The organism is Leifsonia sp. Leaf336, from assembly GCF_001423695.1.
Classification (GTDB): domain Bacteria; phylum Actinomycetota; class Actinomycetes; order Actinomycetales; family Microbacteriaceae; genus Leifsonia.
The window spans coordinates 1,054,179-1,073,197 of record NZ_LMOZ01000002.1; the positions used below are offsets into that span (position 1 = coordinate 1,054,179).

General features: G+C 71.0%; 12 protein-coding genes. 9 read left to right on the forward strand and 3 right to left on the reverse strand.

Translation table 11 applies throughout. The features are described 5' to 3' along the window. Window positions 1-3: 3 nt before the first annotated feature. Window positions 4-3,315: an ATP-dependent DNA helicase gene (locus ASF88_RS13865; protein WP_157498349.1), complete on the forward strand. Its 3,312-nt coding sequence runs from the start codon at window positions 4-6 to the stop codon at window positions 3,313-3,315. A 36-nt stretch (window positions 3,316-3,351) separates the two neighbouring features. Here ASF88_RS13865 and ASF88_RS13870 read toward each other — a convergent pair whose 3' ends face one another. Further along, a complete protein-coding gene (locus ASF88_RS13870; RefSeq protein ID WP_055919478.1) occupies window positions 3,352-4,404 on the reverse strand; it encodes a phosphotransferase in 1,053 nt (350 codons plus the stop codon). 80 nt (window positions 4,405-4,484) lie between these two features. Here ASF88_RS13870 and nudC point away from each other — a divergent pair, with 80 nt between their 5' ends. Both nudC and ASF88_RS13880 read left to right on the forward strand, forming a co-directional pair. Further along, entirely contained in the window at window positions 4,485-5,507 is a 1,023-nt protein-coding gene (gene nudC, locus ASF88_RS13875; RefSeq protein WP_055919481.1) for an NAD(+) diphosphatase, read from the forward strand. Further along, window positions 5,504-7,267, forward strand: coding sequence for an ATP-dependent helicase (locus tag ASF88_RS13880; RefSeq protein ID WP_055919484.1), 1,764 nt, complete (start codon window positions 5,504-5,506; stop codon window positions 7,265-7,267). Before nudC ends, ASF88_RS13880 begins: the two co-directional genes overlap by 4 nt. Before the next feature lie 938 nt (window positions 7,268-8,205). On the opposite strand, the gene ASF88_RS13885 is transcribed toward ASF88_RS13880, so the two are convergent. After that, window positions 8,206-9,549: a zinc-dependent metalloprotease gene (locus ASF88_RS13885; protein WP_055919488.1), complete on the reverse strand. Its 1,344-nt coding sequence runs from the start codon at window positions 9,547-9,549 to the stop codon at window positions 8,206-8,208. A 155-nt stretch (window positions 9,550-9,704) separates the two neighbouring features. Between ASF88_RS13885 and ASF88_RS13890 the strand changes: the two genes are divergently transcribed. From ASF88_RS13890 to ASF88_RS13905, 4 genes are all read left to right on the forward strand, one after another. Further along, window positions 9,705-10,841 carry a YlbL family protein gene (locus tag ASF88_RS13890; RefSeq protein WP_055919491.1) on the forward strand — a complete coding sequence of 379 codons (1,137 nt, stop codon included), beginning with the start codon at window positions 9,705-9,707 and terminating at the stop codon, window positions 10,839-10,841. 136 nt (window positions 10,842-10,977) lie between these two features. Then, complete coding sequence (locus ASF88_RS13895; RefSeq protein ID WP_200935281.1) at window positions 10,978-13,929, forward strand: UPF0182 family membrane protein; 2,952 nt, start codon at window positions 10,978-10,980, stop codon at window positions 13,927-13,929. 181 nt (window positions 13,930-14,110) lie between these two features. Further along, a complete protein-coding gene (locus ASF88_RS13900; RefSeq protein ID WP_082518967.1) occupies window positions 14,111-15,307 on the forward strand; it encodes an ROK family transcriptional regulator in 1,197 nt (398 codons plus the stop codon). Then, window positions 15,307-15,804, forward strand: a complete 498-nt coding sequence (locus tag ASF88_RS13905) for a hypothetical protein (protein ID WP_055919497.1) — start codon at window positions 15,307-15,309, stop codon at window positions 15,802-15,804. Before ASF88_RS13900 ends, ASF88_RS13905 begins: the two co-directional genes overlap by 1 nt. Here the strand turns inward: ASF88_RS13905 and ASF88_RS13910 are convergent. Next, the gene (locus ASF88_RS13910; RefSeq protein WP_055919500.1) at window positions 15,788-16,927 is read right to left on the reverse strand and encodes an ROK family transcriptional regulator; all 1,140 of its coding nucleotides are present in this window, start codon (window positions 16,925-16,927) and stop codon (window positions 15,788-15,790) included. The genes ASF88_RS13905 and ASF88_RS13910 overlap by 17 nt on opposite strands. A gap of 58 nt (window positions 16,928-16,985) precedes the next feature. Here ASF88_RS13910 and ASF88_RS13915 point away from each other — a divergent pair, with 58 nt between their 5' ends. Together ASF88_RS13915 and ASF88_RS13920 are read left to right on the forward strand one after the other, a co-directional pair. Next, complete coding sequence (locus ASF88_RS13915; RefSeq protein WP_055920492.1) at window positions 16,986-17,504, forward strand: isochorismatase family protein; 519 nt, start codon at window positions 16,986-16,988, stop codon at window positions 17,502-17,504. Window positions 17,505-17,601: 97 nt separating this feature from the next. Beyond that, window positions 17,602-19,005 (forward strand): MFS transporter, encoded by a 1,404-nt coding sequence (locus ASF88_RS13920; RefSeq protein ID WP_055920496.1) that lies wholly within the window; start codon window positions 17,602-17,604, stop codon window positions 19,003-19,005. Window positions 19,006-19,019 lie beyond the last annotated feature (14 nt).

Here is a 19,019-nt window from a genome sequence, read left to right on the forward strand (position 1 = left end):
GAAGTGAACGACGACGGACTCCTCGACCTCGCCGACGAGCAGCCGGGGCTCGACCTCGTCGAGCTGGCGTTCGCCTCGGCCTCCGCCGAGACAGTGCCCTCCCGTCCGGCACGCCGGCTGAGCGCCGCCGAGATCGCCGAGGCTCTGGGCCTCCCGCGCCCCACACCGCAGCAGGAGGCGGTGATCGAGGCCCCGCTCGCGCCGGCGATCGTCGTCGCGGGAGCAGGCAGCGGCAAGACCGAGACGATGGCGAACCGGGTGGTCTGGCTGCTCGCAAACGGGCTCGTACGGGTGCCGGAGATCCTCGGGTTGACGTTCACGCGCAAGGCCGCGGGCGAGCTCGCCGAGCGCGTGCGGCGCCGGATCGAGCAGCTGGCCGCCTCCGGGCTCACCGACGTGGTCTTCGATCCGTTCGATGCCCCCGAGATCGCCACCTACAACGCCTTCGCCAACGCGATCTTCCGCGAGAACGCGCTGCTCATCGGGCGTGAGCCGGAGTCGGCGGTGCTCAGCGAGGCGTCGGCCTGGCAGCTGGCGCGCCGCACGGTCGTCGCCAGCTCGGACGACCGGCTGGTCGAGCTCGACAAGAGCGTCGACGCGGTCACCACCGCCGTGCTCGAGCTCAGCAGGGCGCTGAGCGAGAACGTGGCCGACGCGCACGACGTGCACCGCATGGTCGAGGGCTTCGGGCGGCTGCTGGAGCTCCCGACCGGCAGCGGCCGGGTGAAAGACGCCTACGCCTCGGTGCGCACGGCCGTCGCCGCGGTGGGGTCGCTGCCTCCGCTGCTCGACCTCGCCGAGCGGTTCGCCGACGAGAAGCGTCGCCGCGGCTTCGTCGAGTATTCGGACCAGGTCGCGCTCGCCCTGTCGGTCTGCGAGCGGATCCAGTCGGTGGTCGAGGACTACCGCCGCCGGTACCGCGTCGTGCTCCTCGACGAGTACCAGGACACATCGGTGGTGCAGACCAGACTCCTCGCCGCGCTGTTCGCGGGGGAGGCCGTGATGGCGGTCGGCGACCCGCACCAGTCGATCTACGGCTGGCGCGGCGCGAGCGCCGCCAACCTCGGCCGGTTCCCGATGGACTTCGCCGGGAGCAGAGATGGCGCGGCGTCGTACGCGCTGAGCACCAGCTGGCGCAATCCGACGCGCGTGCTCGACGCGGCGAACACGCTCGTCGCGCCGCTCTCGGCCGGATCGCCGGTGCACGTCGAGCTGCTTCAGCCTCGCCCCGGCGCGATGGCGGGAGAGCTCGATCACGTGTTCGAGCAGACCGTGGAGGACGAGGCGGCGGCGATCGCGGAATGGCTGCGCGCGCGGCTGGCCCAGCGGGATCGCACCGGGCTGCCGCCGTCCGCCGCCCTGCTCTGCCGGTCGATCAAGAAGATCGACGCGTTCACGGGCGCGCTCGCGGAGCGGGGCGTTCCGTACCATGTGCTCGGTCTCGGCGGCCTCCTGGAGCAGCCGGTGGTCGCCGACCTGGTGTCCGCGTTGCGGGTCATGCACGACCCGACGGCCGGCTCCGAACTGATCCGGCTGCTGACCGGGGCCCGCTGGCGCGTAGGCTCGCGCGACATCGCGGCCCTGCGCCGCGTCGCGAGTTGGCTCGCGGCTCGCGATCATCGCTTCCAGACCCTCGACCCGGAGGTCCGCGAACGGTTGCGCGGCTCGGTGGTGGCGGAGGAGTCGGCCTCGCTGGTCGACGCCCTTGACTTCGTGGTGGAGGCGCCGGACGGCCATGGTCAGCTCTCGGCGTTCAGCGCCGTCGGGCTGGAGCGCCTCCGCGCGGCCGGGCGGCAGCTCGACCAGTTGCGCTCGCGCGCAGGGCTCGACCTCCTCGACCTGGTCACGCTCGTGCAGCAGGAGCTGCGGCTCGACATCGAGGTCGCGGCCAACGAGTCGGCGCAGCTCGGACAGGCCTCCCTCGACGCCTTCGCGGAGCAGGTGGCCTCGTACCTCGCCAGCGACGACAGGGCGACGCTGGGCTCCTTCCTCGCGTGGCTGGCCGAGGCCGAGCAGCGCGACAACCTCGCGCCCCGCAGCGAGGACGCCGAGCCGGGCACCGTGCAGATCCTCACGATCCACGGTGCGAAAGGGCTGGAGTGGGACGCCGTGGCGGTGCCGCGACTGGTCGACGGCGAGCTGCCGGGGCCGCCGCAGAGCAAACGCGGCTGGCTGGCGTTCGGCCAGCTGCCCAACGAGTTCCGAGGCGACTCGGCCGAGCTGCCTGTGCTGCCGTGGCGCACCGCGGAAGACCAGAAGCAGGTCGACGAGGCGATCTCCGCCTTCGAGGCCGCCAACGTGAGCAGACACCTCGACGAGCAGCGCCGCCTGATCTACGTGGCCGTCACGCGGGCGCGCGAGAGCCTCCTGCTGAGCGGCTCGTACTGGTCGACCCAATCGCGTCCGCGCGGCCCGGGGGCGTACTTGCTCGAGTTGCAGCAGGCAGGGCTGCTGCCCGCTGACGCGTTCCCGTCCTGCGACGAACCGGACGAGAACCCGCTCGCGCCCGAGTCGCGCACGGTGCTGTGGCCGCTCGACCCGCTGGGGCCGCGGCGCAACCGGGTGGAGGCCGCGGCCGCTGCCGTCACGGCCGCCCGGGAGCGCGGCCCGGGCGATGGCGGCGTCTACGCCCTCGACGTCGACTTGCTGCTGGCCGAGCGCGCGCGCCGCGAGGCCGAGGACGGGCTCGTCGAGCTGCCGACGCGCATCCCGGCGTCGCGGTTCAAGGACTTCGTGAGCGATCCGGCCGGCGTGGCCGCGCAGTTGCGGCGACCGATGCCCGAACGGCCCTATCGGCAGACCCGGCTCGGCACGCTGTTCCACCGCTGGGTCGAGGAGCGCTACGGCGTCCCCGGCGGCGCATCGGATGAGCTCGACTCGGCCGCGACCGAGCTGGACGATCCGGCAGGCGAGCTGCTCGGCGCCGAGGCGCTGGCAGAGCTGCAGGCCACGTTCGCGGCGAGCGAGTGGGCGGCGAAGGCGCCACAGGAGGTCGAGCTGGAGATCCACGTGACTCTGGCCGGTCAGGTCGTGGTGTGCAAGCTCGACGCCGTGTACGCGGTGGAGGACGACGCGGAGCACGATGTGCAGATCGTGGACTGGAAGACCGGCAAGGCGCCCCGCGACGACGGCGATCTGGAGCGCAAGCAGCTGCAGCTCGCGCTGTACCGTCTGGCGTACGCCCGCCACACGGGGATCGACCCCGCCCGGATCGACGCCGTCTTCTACTTCGTCGCCGACGACCGCGTCATCCGCCCGCGCCGTCTGTACTCGGAGGCCGAGCTCGCCGACCTGTGGTCGGCCGCCACCCGCTGACGCCCGCCACGCTCACGTCGACAGCGAGGGACGGGGTCAGCCGGCCTGGGAGTCGTCGTCGACCGGGCGCATGCCTCCCGGGCGGACGGAGGCGCGATCGCCGGGAGTGCGGTCGAGCATGGCCTCCACATCGTCGATCGCCATGATCGGGCCGGTCGCGGTCGACAGCGGCGTGACGGCGTTGCTGTGGACACGGTCCACGAGTCCGTCGAGCATCTGCACAGCGTCGTCGACGATGCTCTGGTCGCGCAGCTCGCGACCGTGCAGCAGCCAGCGGGCGACCTCCAGCTCGGCGTACAGCATTGCGCGCTGGGTGAACTGGCGGTCGGTGGCGACCTGACGGGTGGAGGCGTACGCGATGAGTGCGCCGTCGGTGGCTTCGGGGTTCATCGCCAGCAGCCAGTGCAGGTCACGTGCCGGGTCGCCGACGCGCAATGCGGACCAGCCGAGGACGGCGCCGACCGTCTCGCCGTCGACGAGGAACGAGTCCGCCGTCAGCGCGCCGTTGATGACGGTCGGCTGGAACTGCCAGATCGAGTGGTCCGCGACCGCGTCGCGCCAGCGATCGCGCAGCGCTGCCGGAAGCTTGCCGGTCGAGGCCGCCGACTCGATGAGCGCCGCAGTCGACGACAGGCACTCGGCGGCAGACAGCACGGGGAGGCCGGCTTCGCCGACGAAGCTCGTGGGGAGCGTGTGGATGGCCGCGATGGCGTGGCCGATCGAGCCGGCCAGTCCGTCGCCCGGAGGGACGTCCTCGACCGTGATGTGCTCGCCGGGGAGGAAGTCGTAGACGATCGCGCGGGTGCCGCCGACCGGCGTCTGGCCGAGGTAGGTGGGCACGTCGAACGGCAGCCGGCTGCGGATGCCGGTCGTGAGCGCGCGCAGGGCGACCAGGTCGGAGCTCTGCTCCGTCTCCGCCGCCTGCGTGAGCGGGACTCGCACGATGCGGGCGCTTCCGTCCGGCGTGGTGAGCACGGCGGAGTCGAACTCGCCGGCTCCGTCGGCGGAGTGGCGCCGGGCACCGGTGACGGTGAGGTCGGGCACGGCCGAGCTGGCCAGCGCGGCTAGAGTGAGAGGGGATCTGGCCATGGACCTAGGCTAAATGGACTTCCGCGCGTGGGCAGTTCCGCCACGCCTTGCACCTCCGCTCCGTCCCCGAAGGGATCTCGATGTCGTCCGCTCCGACGTCCGCGCTGCCGCTCGCCGCGCTCCCGCTCTCGCGCCACGCGATCGATCGTGATCACGCCGCACGTTCCCGGCCCGCGCTGTTCGATGAGCTGTGGGAGGAGCCGACGACCCGCGTCCTCGCCCTGTGGAAGGGCCGCGCTCTCCTGACGCCGGAGAGCGTGCCCGCCGCGACGCCGTCGGCCGACGGCTGGAGCGCGCCGGACGCCGGCCCCGCCGCCCTCGACCTCCTGCCGGTGGAGCGTGTGACCGCTGCTCTGCTGCGCGTCTACCTCGGGCGCACGCTGGTCGACGTGCCGGGGGAGCCCGCCGGGTCCGCGATCGTGCTCGAAGTGCTCACCGACGCCGCCGCAGCCGAGCTCGAGCCGGACGAGGCGCGCTGGGGCAACCTCCGGACCGTGGCCACGGCCCTCAGCGACCGCGACGCCGGACTGTTCACCGAGGCCCTCGCGATCGCGAACTGGCACGCTTCGCACACGCACTGCCCGCGCTGCGGGACGCCGACCGTCGTCGAGCAGGCGGGCTGGGTGCGGCGCTGCTTCGAAGACGGCTCCGAGGTCTTCCCGCGCACCGATCCCGCGGTGATCGTCACGGTGCTCGACACCGACGACCGGCTGCTGCTCGGTTCGAACGCGATGTGGGAGCACTCCCGCTACTCGCTGCTCGCCGGTTTCGTGGAGCCGGGGGAGTCCTTCGAATCCGCCGTCGAGCGCGAGATCTTCGAGGAGGCCGGCGTGAGGGTCGTCGACGCACGGTACAAGGGCTCGCAGCCGTGGCCGTTCCCGGCCTCCGTGATGGTCGGGATGTCCGCCCGTCTCGCCGACGACCAGCCCGCCGCCGCGCTCACGCCCGACGGCGAGGAGATCCTCGACCTGCGCTGGTTCAGCAGGGACGAGCTGTGGGAGGCGCGGGAGCAGGTCATCCTGCCCGGCCGGTCGTCGATCGCGCGCGCCCTCATCGAAGACTGGTACGGCGGATCGCTCGACGAGCCTCCGGTCGCTCCGTGAGCGCTGACCGCCCCGCGAGCGCCGACCCGGGCGCTTTCGGCCCCGAGGCGCTGCTCGCCGGCCTCGACGCCCAGCAGCGGGTGGCCGCGGAGGCGCTCTTCGGCCCGGTGTGCGTGCTCGCCGGCGCCGGCACGGGCAAGACGCGGGCGATCACGCACCGGATCGCCTATGGCGTCGCCTCCGGAGCCTTCACACCGAATCGGGTGATGGCGCTGACGTTCACCAACCGCGCCGCCGCCGAGCTGCGCGGGCGGCTCCGACAGCTCGGGGCGGGAGGCGTCTCAGCGCGGACGTTCCACTCGGCCGCGCTGGCGCAGCTCAACTATTTCTGGCCGCAGGTCGTCGGAGGCCAGCTCCCGAGCGTGCTCGACGGCAAGGGGCGTGTGCTCGGCCACGCCGCAGAGAAGCTCGGACTGCGGGTGGACACCGCGACCCTGCGCGACGTCGCGGCCGAGATCGAGTGGCGCAAGGTCTCCAGCCTCGGCCTGGACGAGTACGCCGCCGCGCTGGCCTCCCGCCCGCTGCCGGGTGCGCTCACGGCGGAGAAGCTCGTCGACCTCCACCGCACCTACGAGGAGCTCAAGGACGAGCGCAAGCAGATCGACTTCGAGGATGTCCTGCTCGTGTGCGCCGGCATGATCGAAGCCGAGCCGTCGGTCGCGATGCAGGTGCGCGAGCAGTACCGCTATTTCGTCGTCGACGAGTACCAGGACGTCTCTCCGCTGCAGCATCAGCTCCTCGGGCTCTGGCTCGGCACGCGGCGCGATCTGTGCGTGGTGGGCGACGCGAGCCAGACGATCTACTCCTTCGCGGGGGCGCGCAGCGAGTACCTGCTCGACTTCGAGCGCGAGCACCCCGGCTCGACTGTCGTGCGACTCGAGCAGAACTATCGATCCGCCCCACCGGTCATCGACACCGCGAACCGGCTGATGCGCGGGCGCTCCGGGGCGCTCACGTTGCACGCAGTCCACGAGACCCGACCCGGCGACGAGGTGCCGGCTCCCGAGGCCTTCGAGGACGACCGCGCCGAGGCGCGTGCAGTCGCCGAGCGGATCGCCCAGGAGCTCGCCGCCGGCGCCAAGTCCGAGAGCATCGCGGTGCTCTATCGCGTCAACGTGCAGGCCGCGGCTCTCGAGCAGGCCCTCGGCGACCTCGGCATCAGCTACCAGCTGCGCGGCTCGAAGCGCTTCTTCGACCTCCCGGAGGTGCGCCAGGCGGTCATGACCCTGCGCGCGGCGAGCGTGGCGGCGACGGCCGAGCCGCTGTTCAAGTCGGTGAGCGACGTGCTGCGCACGCTCGGCTGGTCCGTGCGGCCTCCGGAGGGTCGGGGCGCCGTGCGGGAGCGCTGGGAGTCGCTCAACGCGATCATGGGCCTGGTCGACGAGATGCCGGAGGGCGCGACCTTCCGACGGTTCACCGACGAGCTTCTGGCGCGCCAGGCGGGCCAGCACGAGCCGACGCTGTCGGCCGTCACGCTCGCGACCCTGCACGCGGCCAAGGGCCTCGAGTGGGACTCGGTGTATCTCGTGGGCCTTTCGGAGGGCCTCGTGCCGATCAGCTTTGCGACCACGTTCGAGCAGGTCGACGAGGAGCGCCGGCTGCTCTACGTCGGCATCACGCGCGCACGGCATCGGCTGCGGCTGAGCTGGGCGCAGCGCGGCAACCAGCCCGGTCGGCCGATCTCGCGCCAGCCGTCGCGGTTCCTCGCCGAGCTGGTGGCTCCGCGCGCGTCGACCCGGGTGGCAACGCCAGGGGAGTGAGGCACCCGCACTCAGGATGCGGCTCGTAGCCGAACTCCGTCCACCTGGCGGTCCCGGTGTCGTAGCGGGAGGCCGTCGCCGTGCGGGGCGCCGTACCTGCCCGCCGCGCGGCCCGAGGCGTCGGCGGACGATCGCCGAGGGCTGCGAGCACGGCAGCGGCCGCTGCGGAGGCCACGGCCCCGCACACCAGTTCCGATTCGCCCGGCGCTGGGCGGGTGTGCAGTTGTGCGGCGAGGGCAGGCCACGCCGGGTCCGCGTCGCGGCGGTGCAGGTCGAGGCAGCGCAGGCACGCCGTCTCGCCGGGCCGGACCAACGGGCCGACGGTGGCGCCCGCATCGCCGAAGACGACGGCGAGGTGCGGGATGTCGCGGCGCAGCCAGCGCTGGTGACGGTGCGGCGCCACCGCGAACGACGCGACCACGATCGCCGCTGCCGCGTCGTCCACCGCCGGATCGTCGGCCGAGAGCCCGCTGCGCGCGTCGACTCCGGCCTCCCGCAGCAGCGCGAGGATGCGCGCCGCCGTCGGGCCGGCACCGTCGAGCACGACGATCGCCTCGCGCGGACCCGCAGGAGGATCGCCACCGCCCTGTGCCAGAACCGGCGCCAGCCGCGCGAGCAGCGCGTCGGCGGCGGCGGGGTCGGCGCCCGCACTGCGCGCGATGAGCCGGAGGGCGCCGATCGCGACGCCTCCGGCGAGTGCGGAGACCATCCGTTCGCCGGCGGCATCGAGCGGATCGAGCACGAGGCGTGGACGCTCCACGCCGAACTGGAGTGCGTGCGGAGAGCGCCACACGCGGGGGATCGCGGGATCGAGCTGGTAGACCATCCGGCCATCTTGCCGGGCGCACGGCAGCCGTTCGGCGTTATCCACAGACGCGGGCGATCGGGGCCCTTCGTCCACAGGCGACCGGGGAGGCAGGGCCTCGGTCAGTCCTCGGTCAGTCCTCGGTCGGTCGCTCTCCGTCGCCCCGGAGCAGGTCTTCGAGCGCCTGGTCGAACTCGTCGCGCTCCGGCTCCTGTCCGGAGGCCGCGGCGGTGAGCCGGGCCACGAGCGCGGACGGGTCGTCGAGATCGGCCGCCTGGGGGAGGAGGTCGGGGTGCGACCACAGGTGATCGCGGGCCTCCTGGCCGACGGCGTCGGTGACGGCCTGCCACATCGCCGCGGCGTCGCGAAGGCGCCGGGGACGCAGCTCGAGCCCGACGAGCGAGGCGAACGCCGACTCCGCCGGACCGCCTGCGGCGCGGCGACGCCGCACCGTCTCGGCGATCGCGTCGGCCTTGGGGAGCAGCCCGGTTGCTCCTGCGGTGACGACGTCGACCCAGCCTTCGACGAGCGCGAGCACGGTCTCCAGGCGCCCGAGCGCCTCCTGCTGCTCCTCCGTCTTGGGTGGGATGAGGGCGCCGGACACCATGGCCTCGCGCAGCTCCTCCGGGTTGGCCGGGTCGAAGCTCTCGGCGAGGGACTCCAGGCGGTCGGTGTCGATCGTGATGCCGCGCGCGAACGCGGTGATCTGAGTGATGAGCTGGAGGCGCAGCCACTTCGCGTACCGGAACAGTCGTGCGTGCGCGAGCTCACGGACCGCGAGGTAGAGCTGGACCTGGTCGAGCGGGATGTCGAGCCCGTCGCCGAACTCGGCCACGTTCTGGGGGATGAGCGCCGCCGCGCCGTCCGCGAGCAGCGGGATGCCGATGTCGCCGCCGGAGACGACCTCCTTCGACAGCTGGCCGACGACCTGTCCCAGCTGCATGGCGAACAGCGCGCCGCCGACCGAACGCATGACCTGGCCGGCGTTCTGGATCATGCCCTGCATCTCCTCCGGCGCCTGCTCGGTGAGAACCCGGGTGAGCGCGTCGGAGATGCTGAGCGCGACCGGCTCGGCCAGCTGCGTCCACAGCGGCATGGTCTGGCGCGCCCATTCGGCCCGCCCGATCAGCTCGGGCGGCGTCGACAACCCGGCGACCGTGGTGGCCTGGTCGAGCCAGAGCGCGGCGACGTTGAACGCCTGGTCGAGGGTCGAGCGCTCGGCGGGGGTGACCGCGTGCGCGCCCTCACCGGCGAGCGTGCGCGCCTGCTGCGACGCCAGGTCCCAGTTGATGCCGCCTCCGGGGTTCATGAGGGCGTTCTGCAGCTGGCCGAGCAGCTGCTGGATGGCGGCGGGATCGTTCGGGAGGCCCGCGGCGCCGGCGAGCTGGCTCGGGTCGATCGAGGAGTCGCCCGACAGGAACTCGCGGAGCATGTCCCGGAACTCGTCGTCCGGTTCCTTGTTCGGATCGTCGGCCATGGTTCGCCCCTCGTCTCGAATGGTTCCGCCGTTGATTACGGCTTTCCAGGCTTGGGATCTACGCTAGCCCGTGATCGTCGTGAGCCGGGTGAGAATCGGCTCGGGCTGCGCCGTGTGCTGTGCGCCCGTGGCGAACACGACCGAAGGGACTGCACGTGACGCTGTTCACCGACGACCACTCCGAGCCGCCGGCCGACCGCGAGCGGGTGGCTCCCTCCCGTCGGGTGATCGTCGGCTGGGTCGCGATCGGTGTCGCCGTGGTGCTCGCGCTCGTCCTGGCGCTCGTTCCCGCACCGTTCGTGATCGAGCAGCCGGGCCCGGTCTACAACACGCTCGGCACCGACCAGGCGGTCGGGTCGGAGCCGTCAGGCGACGCCAAGCAGCTGATCACCATCCCCAGCCAGACGACCTATCCCACGTCGGGCTCGCTCGACCTGCTGACGGTGTCGGTCGTGGGAAACCCCGACCAGCGCCCGACCTGGTTCGACATCATCAGCGCCTGGTTCGACCCGAGCCGCGCGGTGCAGCCGATCGACGCGGTCTTCCCCCCAGGCACGACGACCGAGCAGTCCAACGCCGCCAACGCCGCCCTCATGGTCGACTCGCAGCAAGACGCGATCGCCGCGGCGCTCAACGAGCTGGGGTACAAGTTCCCGCAGAACGTCGAGGTCAAGCAGCTCATCCCGAACTCGCCGGCGGCGAAGGTCCTGAAGACGGGCGACGAGATCACGAGCGTGAACGGCACGTCCGTCACCAGCATCGCCGAGCTCCGCAAGGCCGTGTCGGCGAACGGCACGGGCAAGGCGGCCGAGCTCGGGATCGTGCGCGACGGCGCCGCCTCGACCGTCGCGATCACTCCCGAGGAGACGCAGGGCCAGGTCGTCCTCGGCATCGGCGCGGGGATGGACTACAAGTTCCCGTTCGACGTGAACATCCAGCTGAACAATGTCGGAGGCCCGAGCGCCGGGCAGATGTTCGCCCTCGGGATCATCGACAAGCTGACCCCCGACAAGCTCAACGGCGGCAAGAAGGTCGCCGGAACCGGGACCATCGACAACGCCGGGACGATCGGCCCCATCGGCGGGATCCGCCAGAAGATGTTCGCCGCCCGCGACACGGGAGGCGCCGGCTACTTCCTCGCACCCGCCTCGAACTGCGACGAGGTCACGGGCCACATCCCGTCGGGCCTCCACGTCTTCGCCGTCAAGACGCTCGCCGACTCGCTCGCGGTGCTGAAGGCCGTGAGCGACGGGGCGAGCACGTCCGGCCTCCCGACCTGCCCCGCGTCCTGAGGCGACGGCCGCTCCGACCTCCCGCCGCCGTTCACTCCGCGTTCGCCGTCCTCACCGCCGGGCCGCAGCAATCTCCAAGCGACGGCCACCTAGGATGGTTCTCTGAGTCACCCCACGGAGAGCAAGAGGGCCACACGTGAGTTCAACCGCTGCAGTTCGACCCCCGGGACGCCGCCGGGCGGCCATCTGGATCACGCTGGGCGTGATCGTGGCGCTGGTGATCCTGTTCTTCGTCTTCGCGGGGCTCTACGCCGACGTGCTCTGGTACCAACAGCTCGGGTTCCTCAACGTGCTCACCACCCAGTGGCTGGCCGGCGCCGCCATGTTCTTCATCGGGTTCTTCGCGATGGCCCTCCCGCTGTGGCTGTCCATCCAGCTCGCCTACCGGCTGCGACCCGTGTACGCCAAGCTGAACACGCAGCTCGACCGCTACCAGCAGGTGATCGAGCCGCTGCGCCGGCTCGCGATGTACGGCATCCCCATCGTGTTCGGCATCTTCGCCGGCGTCTCGTCGGCGAGTCGCTGGCAGGCGGCCGCGATGTGGCTGAACGGCACGTCGTTCGGCAAGTCCGACCCGCTGTTCCACCTCGACATCGGCTTCTATGTGTTCGCGCTGCCGTTCTACCGCAGCGCCGTGGCCTTCGCCTCGGCCGTCGTGCTCATCTCGCTGCTGGCGACGCTCGCCACCTGCTACCTCTACGGCTCCATCCGCTTCAGCGGCCGCGAGGTGCGCATCTCCCGCGCCGCGCGCGTCCAGATCGCGGTCATCGCCGCCCTCTACCTGCTGCTGCAGGGCATCAGCATCTGGCTCGACCGCTACGCCGCGGTGACCGACTCCAACGTCAACGACATGATCAACGGCGCCGCGTACACCGACGTGAACGCGTCCATCCCGGGCAGGGCTGTGCTGGCGGGAGCGGCGATCTTCGTCGCCATCCTCTTCGTCCTCACCGCTTTCACCGGTCGCTGGCGCTTCCCGGTGGTCGGCACCGCGCTGCTCATCGTGGCGGCGCTGGTGGTCGGCGCGATCTACCCGTGGATCGTCCAGCGCTTCCAGGTCGACCCCAGCCAGAAGACGCTCGAGACGCCCTACATCCAGAATTCGATCAACGCGACACGCGATGCCTACGGGCTCAGCAACATCCAGGTCATCCCGTACGACGCGACGACGGACGCCCAGGCCGGCGCCCTGCGTCAGGACGCCCAGACGACCGCGCAGATCCGCATCATGGACCCCGCGGTGATCAGCCCGTCGTTCCAGCAGCTGCAGCAGTTCCGGCAGTACTACTCGTTCCCGCGCAACCTCAACGTCGACCGCTACGCGATCAACGGCAATGAGCAGGACGCCGTGGTCTCGGTGCGTGAGCTCAACCAGTCGGGCCTCACGAGCCGCAGCTGGTTCAACGACACCATCGTGTACACGCACGGCTACGGGATGGTCGCCGCGTACGGCAACCAGCGCTCCAGCGACGGTCAGCCCGTGTTCATGGAGTCGGGCATCCCCACTACAGGCACGCTCGGCAGCTACGAGCCCCGGGTGTACTTCGGGCAGCAGTCGCCGACCTACTCGATCGTCGGCGCTCCGAAGGGGACCAAGTCCGTCGAGCTCGACTACCCCGGAGGCAGCGACAACGCGCAGCAGACCTATACGACGTTCTCGGGCAACGGCGGACCGAAGCTCGACAACGTCTTCAAGCGCCTGGTCTACGCGCTGAAGTTCCAGGACGAGCAGATCGTCCTGTCCGACGCGGTCAACAGCGACTCTCAGATCCTCTACGACCGCGACCCGATCAAGCGCGTCCAGAAGGTGGCTCCCTACCTGACGCTCGACTCGCAGGCCTACCCGGCGGTGATCGACGGCCGCATCAAGTGGGTCATCGACGGCTACACGACGAGCGACCAGTACCCGTACTCGCACGTCGGGAGCCTGACCGACTCGATCGCCGACACCGAGACGCCGAAGCCGGCCTACGCCTTCGACAACATCAACTACATCCGCAACTCGGTCAAGGCGACCGTCGACGCCTACGACGGTTCCGTCAAGCTGTACGCCTGGGACGCGAAGGACCCGGTGCTGAAGACCTGGGAGAAGGTCTTCCCGACCACGGTCAAGCCGATCAGCGACATGAGCGCGCAGTTGCTGAGCCACGTGCGCTACCCGTCCGATCTGTTCAAAGTGCAGCGCGCGGTGCTCGGCCAGTACCACGTCACCGACGCCGGGTCGTTCTACTCGCGCGACGACGCCTGGACGACGCCGAACGACCCGACTTCGTCGCCGTCGGATCCGACGCTGCAGCCTCCGTACTATCTGACGCTGCAGATGCCCGGACAGCAGAAGCCCGCGTTCTCGCTGTACACGACATTCATCCCACAGGCGTCGACGGAGTCCAGCAGGTCCGTCCTCAAGGGGTACCTCGCGGTGGACGCCGACGCCGGCTCGACGAAGGGCAAAGTCTCTTCCGGCTACGGCAAGCTCAGACTCCTGTCCCTGCCGTCCAGCGACAACATACCCGGGCCCGGTCAGGTGCAGAACACCTTCAACTCCGACCCCACGGTGTCTCAGGAGCTGAACCTGTTGAGACAGGGTAAGACCGACGTGATCAACGGCAACCTGCTGACGTTGCCGGTCGGCGGCGGCCTGCTCTATGTGCAGCCCGTCTATGTGAAGTCGACAGGTGAGACCAGCTATCCGATCCTGCAGAAGGTGCTGGTCGCATTCGGCGACAAGATCGCCTTCGAGGACACGCTCGATCAGGCGCTGGACTCGCTGTTCGGCGGCGACTCCGGAGCGAGCGCCGGGGACAACAACGTCCCGACGACCGGGGGAGGCTCGACCGGCGGAACCGGAACGGGCAGCGGCACCGGAACAGGCAGTGGCACCGGGTCGGGTACGGGTTCGACCTCCGGCCAGAACAACCCGGCGCTGCAGCAGGCTCTCCAGCAGGCCAAGCAGGCGCTCTCCGACCGCGAGGCCGCGCTCAAGGCCGGGGACTGGGCGGCGTATGGCGCCGCGGACGCCCGCCTGCAGCAGGCGCTCCAGGCCGCGATCGCCGCGGAGGGGACCGGCTCGACCTCCGGCTCGAAATAGCCGCCGGTCACAGCTGCCACGCGCAACGCAGAGCGGCCCGCACCGATCGGTGCGGGCCGCTCTGCGTATGTTCAGGCGTCGTACAAAGTCGGGACATCGGAGTCTGCGGGTTCTCGAATCGCCACGAGTTTCCGGGTGAAAACCCTTGCGCAAACTTTGATTGTCTACTTTACTAACAAACATGCTCGTCCATGAAGCGCGCCGCTCCGGATCCTCCGATCCCCGTCCTGCCGGGGCGGATGGGCCCCTGGTGCCCGGCCGCGCCCTGCGCCCGCGCACCAAGGTGCTTCCCGAGCACGCCCGCAACCACAATCGGTCGCTCGTGCTGCAGTCGCTCTACCGCGACGGCCAGGCGAGCCGTGCCGACCTGGCGAGGGAGACGGGTCTCACACGCGTCACCATCTCGGACCTCGTCGGCGAGCTGATCGCCGAAGGACTCGTGATCGAACTCGGCCAGCGCGAGGGCGCCCGTCCGGGCAAGCCGGCCGTCCTCCTGGACGTCAACCGCTCGGCCAGCCAGATCATCGGTGTGGACCTCAGCGAGCACGCCGTCTTCCGGGGTGCCGTCCTCGACATGGACGGCCAGGTGCTGCGGTCCTCGGAGGTGCCCCTCGCCGGGAGCCGCGGCGAGGCTGCCACAGCGAAAGTGCTTGCGCTGGTGGACGAGCTCGTGCAGGCCGCGACGGCGCCGATCCTCGGGATCGGGATCGGGTCTCCCGGCATCGTGGACGCGTCCGGCACGGTCGTCGCCGCACCCAACCTGGGCTGGGCCGACGAACCGCTGCAACACACGCTCGCCGAGCGCACCGGGCTTCCCGTGTTCGTCGCGAACGACGCCAACGTCGCGGTGCTGGCCGAGCACGGTTTCGCCGACGCGCACGGCGACATGATGCTCGTCAAGGTCGGCCACGGTGTCGGCTCCGGGCTGCTGGTCGCGGGCGCACTGGTCTTCGGTAGCCGATTCGCCGCGGGCGAGATCGGCCAGGTGATGGTCGGGACGGACGACGGGTCGGAGGGACCGTACGATCGCGAGAAGTGCCTCGAAGCGTGGCTCGCAGTGCCACGGCTCGAGTCCAAGGTCGCCGCGGAAGCCCTCGCCGGCCGCCCGGTCGAACCGGTGCTCCGCGAGGCGGGGCAGCGGCTCGGCGTCGCCCTCGCGCCCATCGTCGGCGCCTTGAACCTCTCGGAGGTCGTGCTGAGCGGCCCGGAGGAGCTGCTGGCCGGCGTGCTGCTCGATGCGCTGGGCGCCACGCTCCGCAACCGCACGATGGCCGGCTTCCACTCGGACGTGACGCTGCGCATGACCAGCCAGGGGAGGGACATCGTGCTGCGCGGGTGCGTGATCATGGTGCTCTCCGCCCAGCTCGGGGTGTCCTGATGACCCTGGTCGCCGAACCGGTCGTCCGCGAGCGCGCTGCGGCGCGGCCGTTCCGCTTCGGCCCGGGAGTGCTCGGCCGGCTGAGCGCCTTCCGAGGTCGGTGCACGGTGGTGCGTCTCGCGAGCGCGAGCAACGAACGACTTCGTGTGCCGCGCTGGTACACGCTCGCGGAGGCGTGGGCCGAGCCGGGGACGGCCGCGGCCGCGCAGTGGTCGCGCAATCCCGTGATCGATGTCGACCCGTCGGATGCTCCCGATCTGGTGCTCGCGACCGGGACCCCGGTCGTCGTCATCGGCGCGGACATCGCGACGGCGCCCTGGCAACGTGCCGTCGTCGAAGCGGTGCGGGCGTCGTGCGCCCGCGTGCTGGTGGTGGAGGTGGCGGCCTCGCCGGCCTCCGTCCCGATGCACCTCCACGGCTACGCGGACATCGAGACGTTCGGTCACGACCGCGACCGCGGCGCGCAACTGCTCGCGCTGCTCAGCGCGCCCAGCTGACGCCGAGCGTCGACTGGAGGGCGTACTGCGCTGCGCCGCGGAAGGGTTGCTCCAGCGCGGTCTTCGCGTAGCGGAAGCTGAGCGGCATCGCCGCCCTGACCGGGTGCCGGGCGGCCTCCGCCCGCACGTGCCCGATGAAGTCGGCCCCGAGTTTCGGCGCGGCGCCGCCGAGGACGATGTTGGGCACGTCGAGCGCGGCGCCGACCATGAGCAGGGCGCGTGCGAGCGCCCGTGCGCCGGCGGCGATCCGCTCGCGCGAGTCGGGGAGGGCTGCGAGCGCGGCGACGTCCACGGCCTCCAGGTCGGCGCCGTGGGGGAGGCCGAGCAGGCTGGTGACGGAGACGACCTCCTCGAGGCAGCCGCGGTTGCCGCACGCGCAGACCGGCGCGTCGTCGCCGAACAGCACAGGGACGTGGCCGATCTCGCCCGCGCGGTGGGAGGCGCCGGCCAGCACGACGCCGTCGACGATCACCGCCGCACCCACGCCCGTGCTGAGCGAGACGAACAGCTGGTTGGCTCCGAACTCGTCGGAAAGCGAGTAATCGGCGATCGCTTCGGCGTCGGCATCGTTGACGAGACGCACCGGCGCGGACACGATGCCGGCGAGCTCCCGTCCCAGGTCGACGTCGATCCAGCCGAGCTGGACGCTCTCGCGGATCAGATCGCCGTCGGCGATGCCCGGCACCTGGATGCCGACGGCCGCCACTCGTGCCGTCGTGGCACCCGCCAGTCTGCGGACGACCGTGCGGACATCGTCGAGCGTCGCGGTGGCCGTCGTGCGATGCGCCACCGTCGTCACGACGTCGCCGAGGAGGTCGACGACCGCTCCACGCACGAGCCCTGGCTGCACGATCACCGACAGCAGGACGTTATGCTCCGCGTCGACGCGCAGGGTCGTCGCGCGCTTGCCGCCGGTGCTCTCGGCCAGGCGCCCCTCGATGACGAGACCGTCGGCGATGAGGCCGGCGAGCAGGGACGAAACCGTGGCGGAGGTCAGGCCCGTGCGGCGGGCGATGGCGGCGCGTGTGGCGAGGCCGTCGCCCGAGAGCACCAGCTGGAGCGCTGTGGTCAGGTTGCGCTCGCGCACGGCGGACTGCGTCGCCTTACCGTGTTCGTCTGCCACAGTCCTCCTCGAGACCCCCGGTTTACGACCCTAGCGAATGCGGCGCATGATGGACCGCATGGGACATGGCCTCATCCTCGTCGATGTACAGCGGAACATGCTGGAGGGTCCGGGCGCGGTCTCGGGAGCCTCGGAGTTCCGCGAGCTGCTCTCCGGCCTGCTCGACGCCGCCAGGGACGCCGACGCGGCGATCATCCACGTGAAGAACGACGGCACGGCCGGCGATCCGGACGAACCGGGAACGCCCGGCTGGGAGCTCGTGTTCACGCCGTTGCCGGGGGAGCCCATCGTCCGCAAGGACGCACCGAACGCGTTCGAGTCCAACCCCGCCCTCGCCGACGTGCTGCGGGCGATGGGCGTCGACACCGTCGTGGTGGCCGGGCTGCAGAGCGAGTACTGCGTGCAGGCCACCGCGGTCGGGGCGCTTGAACGCGGCTTCGACGTCATCGTTCCCGCCGGCGCCCACACGACCTATGACGACGGAGAGCCGGCGGCCGACATCGTCGAGCGCGTCACGCTCGAGCTCGTGGCGGCCGGCGTGGAGGTGCTGGAGCTCGACGAGGTGGTTTTCGACTAGAGCTTCGCCTGTTGCGTCGAATTCGAAATCGTATATTATTACCGGCGTCGGAGCGCCGCTCCGGACAACGATGTCGAACCTCTGGGAGTACACAACGATGAGCACATCCCCCTTCACCCCCACCGGCAGCATCCGATCGCACACGGACCGCCGTCGCGTCGTCTTCGCCACAGTCATCGGAACCACCGTGGAGTGGTATGACTTCTTCATCTACGCCTCAGCGGCCGGACTCGTCTTCGGACAGCTGTTCTTCGCTCCTGCCGGACCGCAGTTCGCGACGGTCCTGTCGTTCCTGACCGTCGGCGTGAGCTTCCTGTTCCGCCCGCTCGGGGCGTTCCTCGCCGGGCACTTCGGCGACCGCTACGGTCGGCGCCAGGTCCTCGTCGTGACCCTCATCCTGATGGGGCTCGCCACCGCGCTCGTCGGGTTGCTCCCCACGTACGAGGCGATCGGGATCGCCGCGCCGGTCCTGCTGATCCTGTTGCGGGTTCTCCAGGGCATCTCGGCGGGAGGCGAGTGGGGCGGCGCCGTGCTGATGGCCGTCGAGCACGCTCCGACCGCTCGGCGCGGGCTGTTCGGCGCCTCCCCGCAGATCGGCGTGCCGCTCGGCCTGCTTCTCGCGTCAGGCACCATGGCGCTGATGACCGTGATCGCACCGGGGGACGCCTTCCTGGCGTGGGGCTGGCGGGTGCCGTTCCTCCTCTCTGTCGTGCTGATCGTGATCGGCTACTGGGTGCGGCGCCGGGTCGAGGAGAGCCCGGTCTTCACCGAGATCGCGGAGCGTCGCGAGCGCACCCGCATGCCGATCGTGCAGGTGTTCCGCAAGCACGCGCTGCTCGTGATCGTCGCCGCTCTCGTTTTCGCCGGCAACAACGCCGTGGGCTACATGACCACCGGCGGGTACATCCAGAACTACTCGACCGATCCGGAGGGGCCGCTCAAGCTGGAGCGCGGACCGGTCCTCTGGGCGGTCGCCGCCTCCGCCATCACCTGGCTGGCCGCGACCTGGTTCGCCGGTTGGCTGAGCGACCGCATCGGGCGCCGCACCACCTACATCGCGGGGTGGATCCTGCAGCTCGCCGGCGTCTTCGCGCTGTTCCCGCTGGTCAACACGGGCAACGTGGTGCTGCTGTTCCTGGGTCTCGCCATCCTCACCGTCGGTCTCGGGTTCACCTACGGCCCGCAGGCGGCGCTGTACTCGGAGCTGTTCCCGGCGTCCATCCGCTTCTCGGGGGTCTCGATCTCATACGCGATCGGCGCGATCCTCGGAGGCGCGTTCGCCCCGACCATCGCTACGGCGCTCGTGCAGGCGACGGGCACGACGCTCTCCGTGACCTGGTATCTCGCCGGAATGACTCTGATCGGCCTGCTCGCCACACTGGTGCTGCGCGACCGGACCGGCATCGCGCTCGGCCCGGACAACGAAGCGGAGCAGGCGGTCAGCCCGATCCGCGGGCTGTCCGGACGCCCGGCGGGCGAGGGCGCGACCGCGCGAGGCTGACCTGAGGCCGGCCG

What these genes read in the sequence shown, in the direction of transcription:
- ASF88_RS13920 (WP_055920496.1), top strand. Translation starts at nt 17,602, where the DNA reads ATGAGCACATCCCCCTTCACCCCCACCGGCAGCATCCGATCGCACACG.
- ASF88_RS13915 (WP_055920492.1), top strand. Translation starts at nt 16,986, where the DNA reads ATGGGACATGGCCTCATCCTCGTCGATGTACAGCGGAACATGCTGGAG.
- ASF88_RS13900 (WP_082518967.1), top strand. Translation starts at nt 14,111, where the DNA reads ATGCTCGTCCATGAAGCGCGCCGCTCCGGATCCTCCGATCCCCGTCCT.
- ASF88_RS13905 (WP_055919497.1), top strand. Translation starts at nt 15,307, where the DNA reads ATGACCCTGGTCGCCGAACCGGTCGTCCGCGAGCGCGCTGCGGCGCGG.
- ASF88_RS13885 (WP_055919488.1), bottom strand. Translation starts at nt 9,549, where the DNA reads ATGGCCGACGATCCGAACAAGGAACCGGACGACGAGTTCCGGGACATG.
- nudC (WP_055919481.1), top strand. Translation starts at nt 4,485, where the DNA reads ATGTCGTCCGCTCCGACGTCCGCGCTGCCGCTCGCCGCGCTCCCGCTC.
- ASF88_RS13870 (WP_055919478.1), bottom strand. Translation starts at nt 4,404, where the DNA reads ATGGCCAGATCCCCTCTCACTCTAGCCGCGCTGGCCAGCTCGGCCGTG.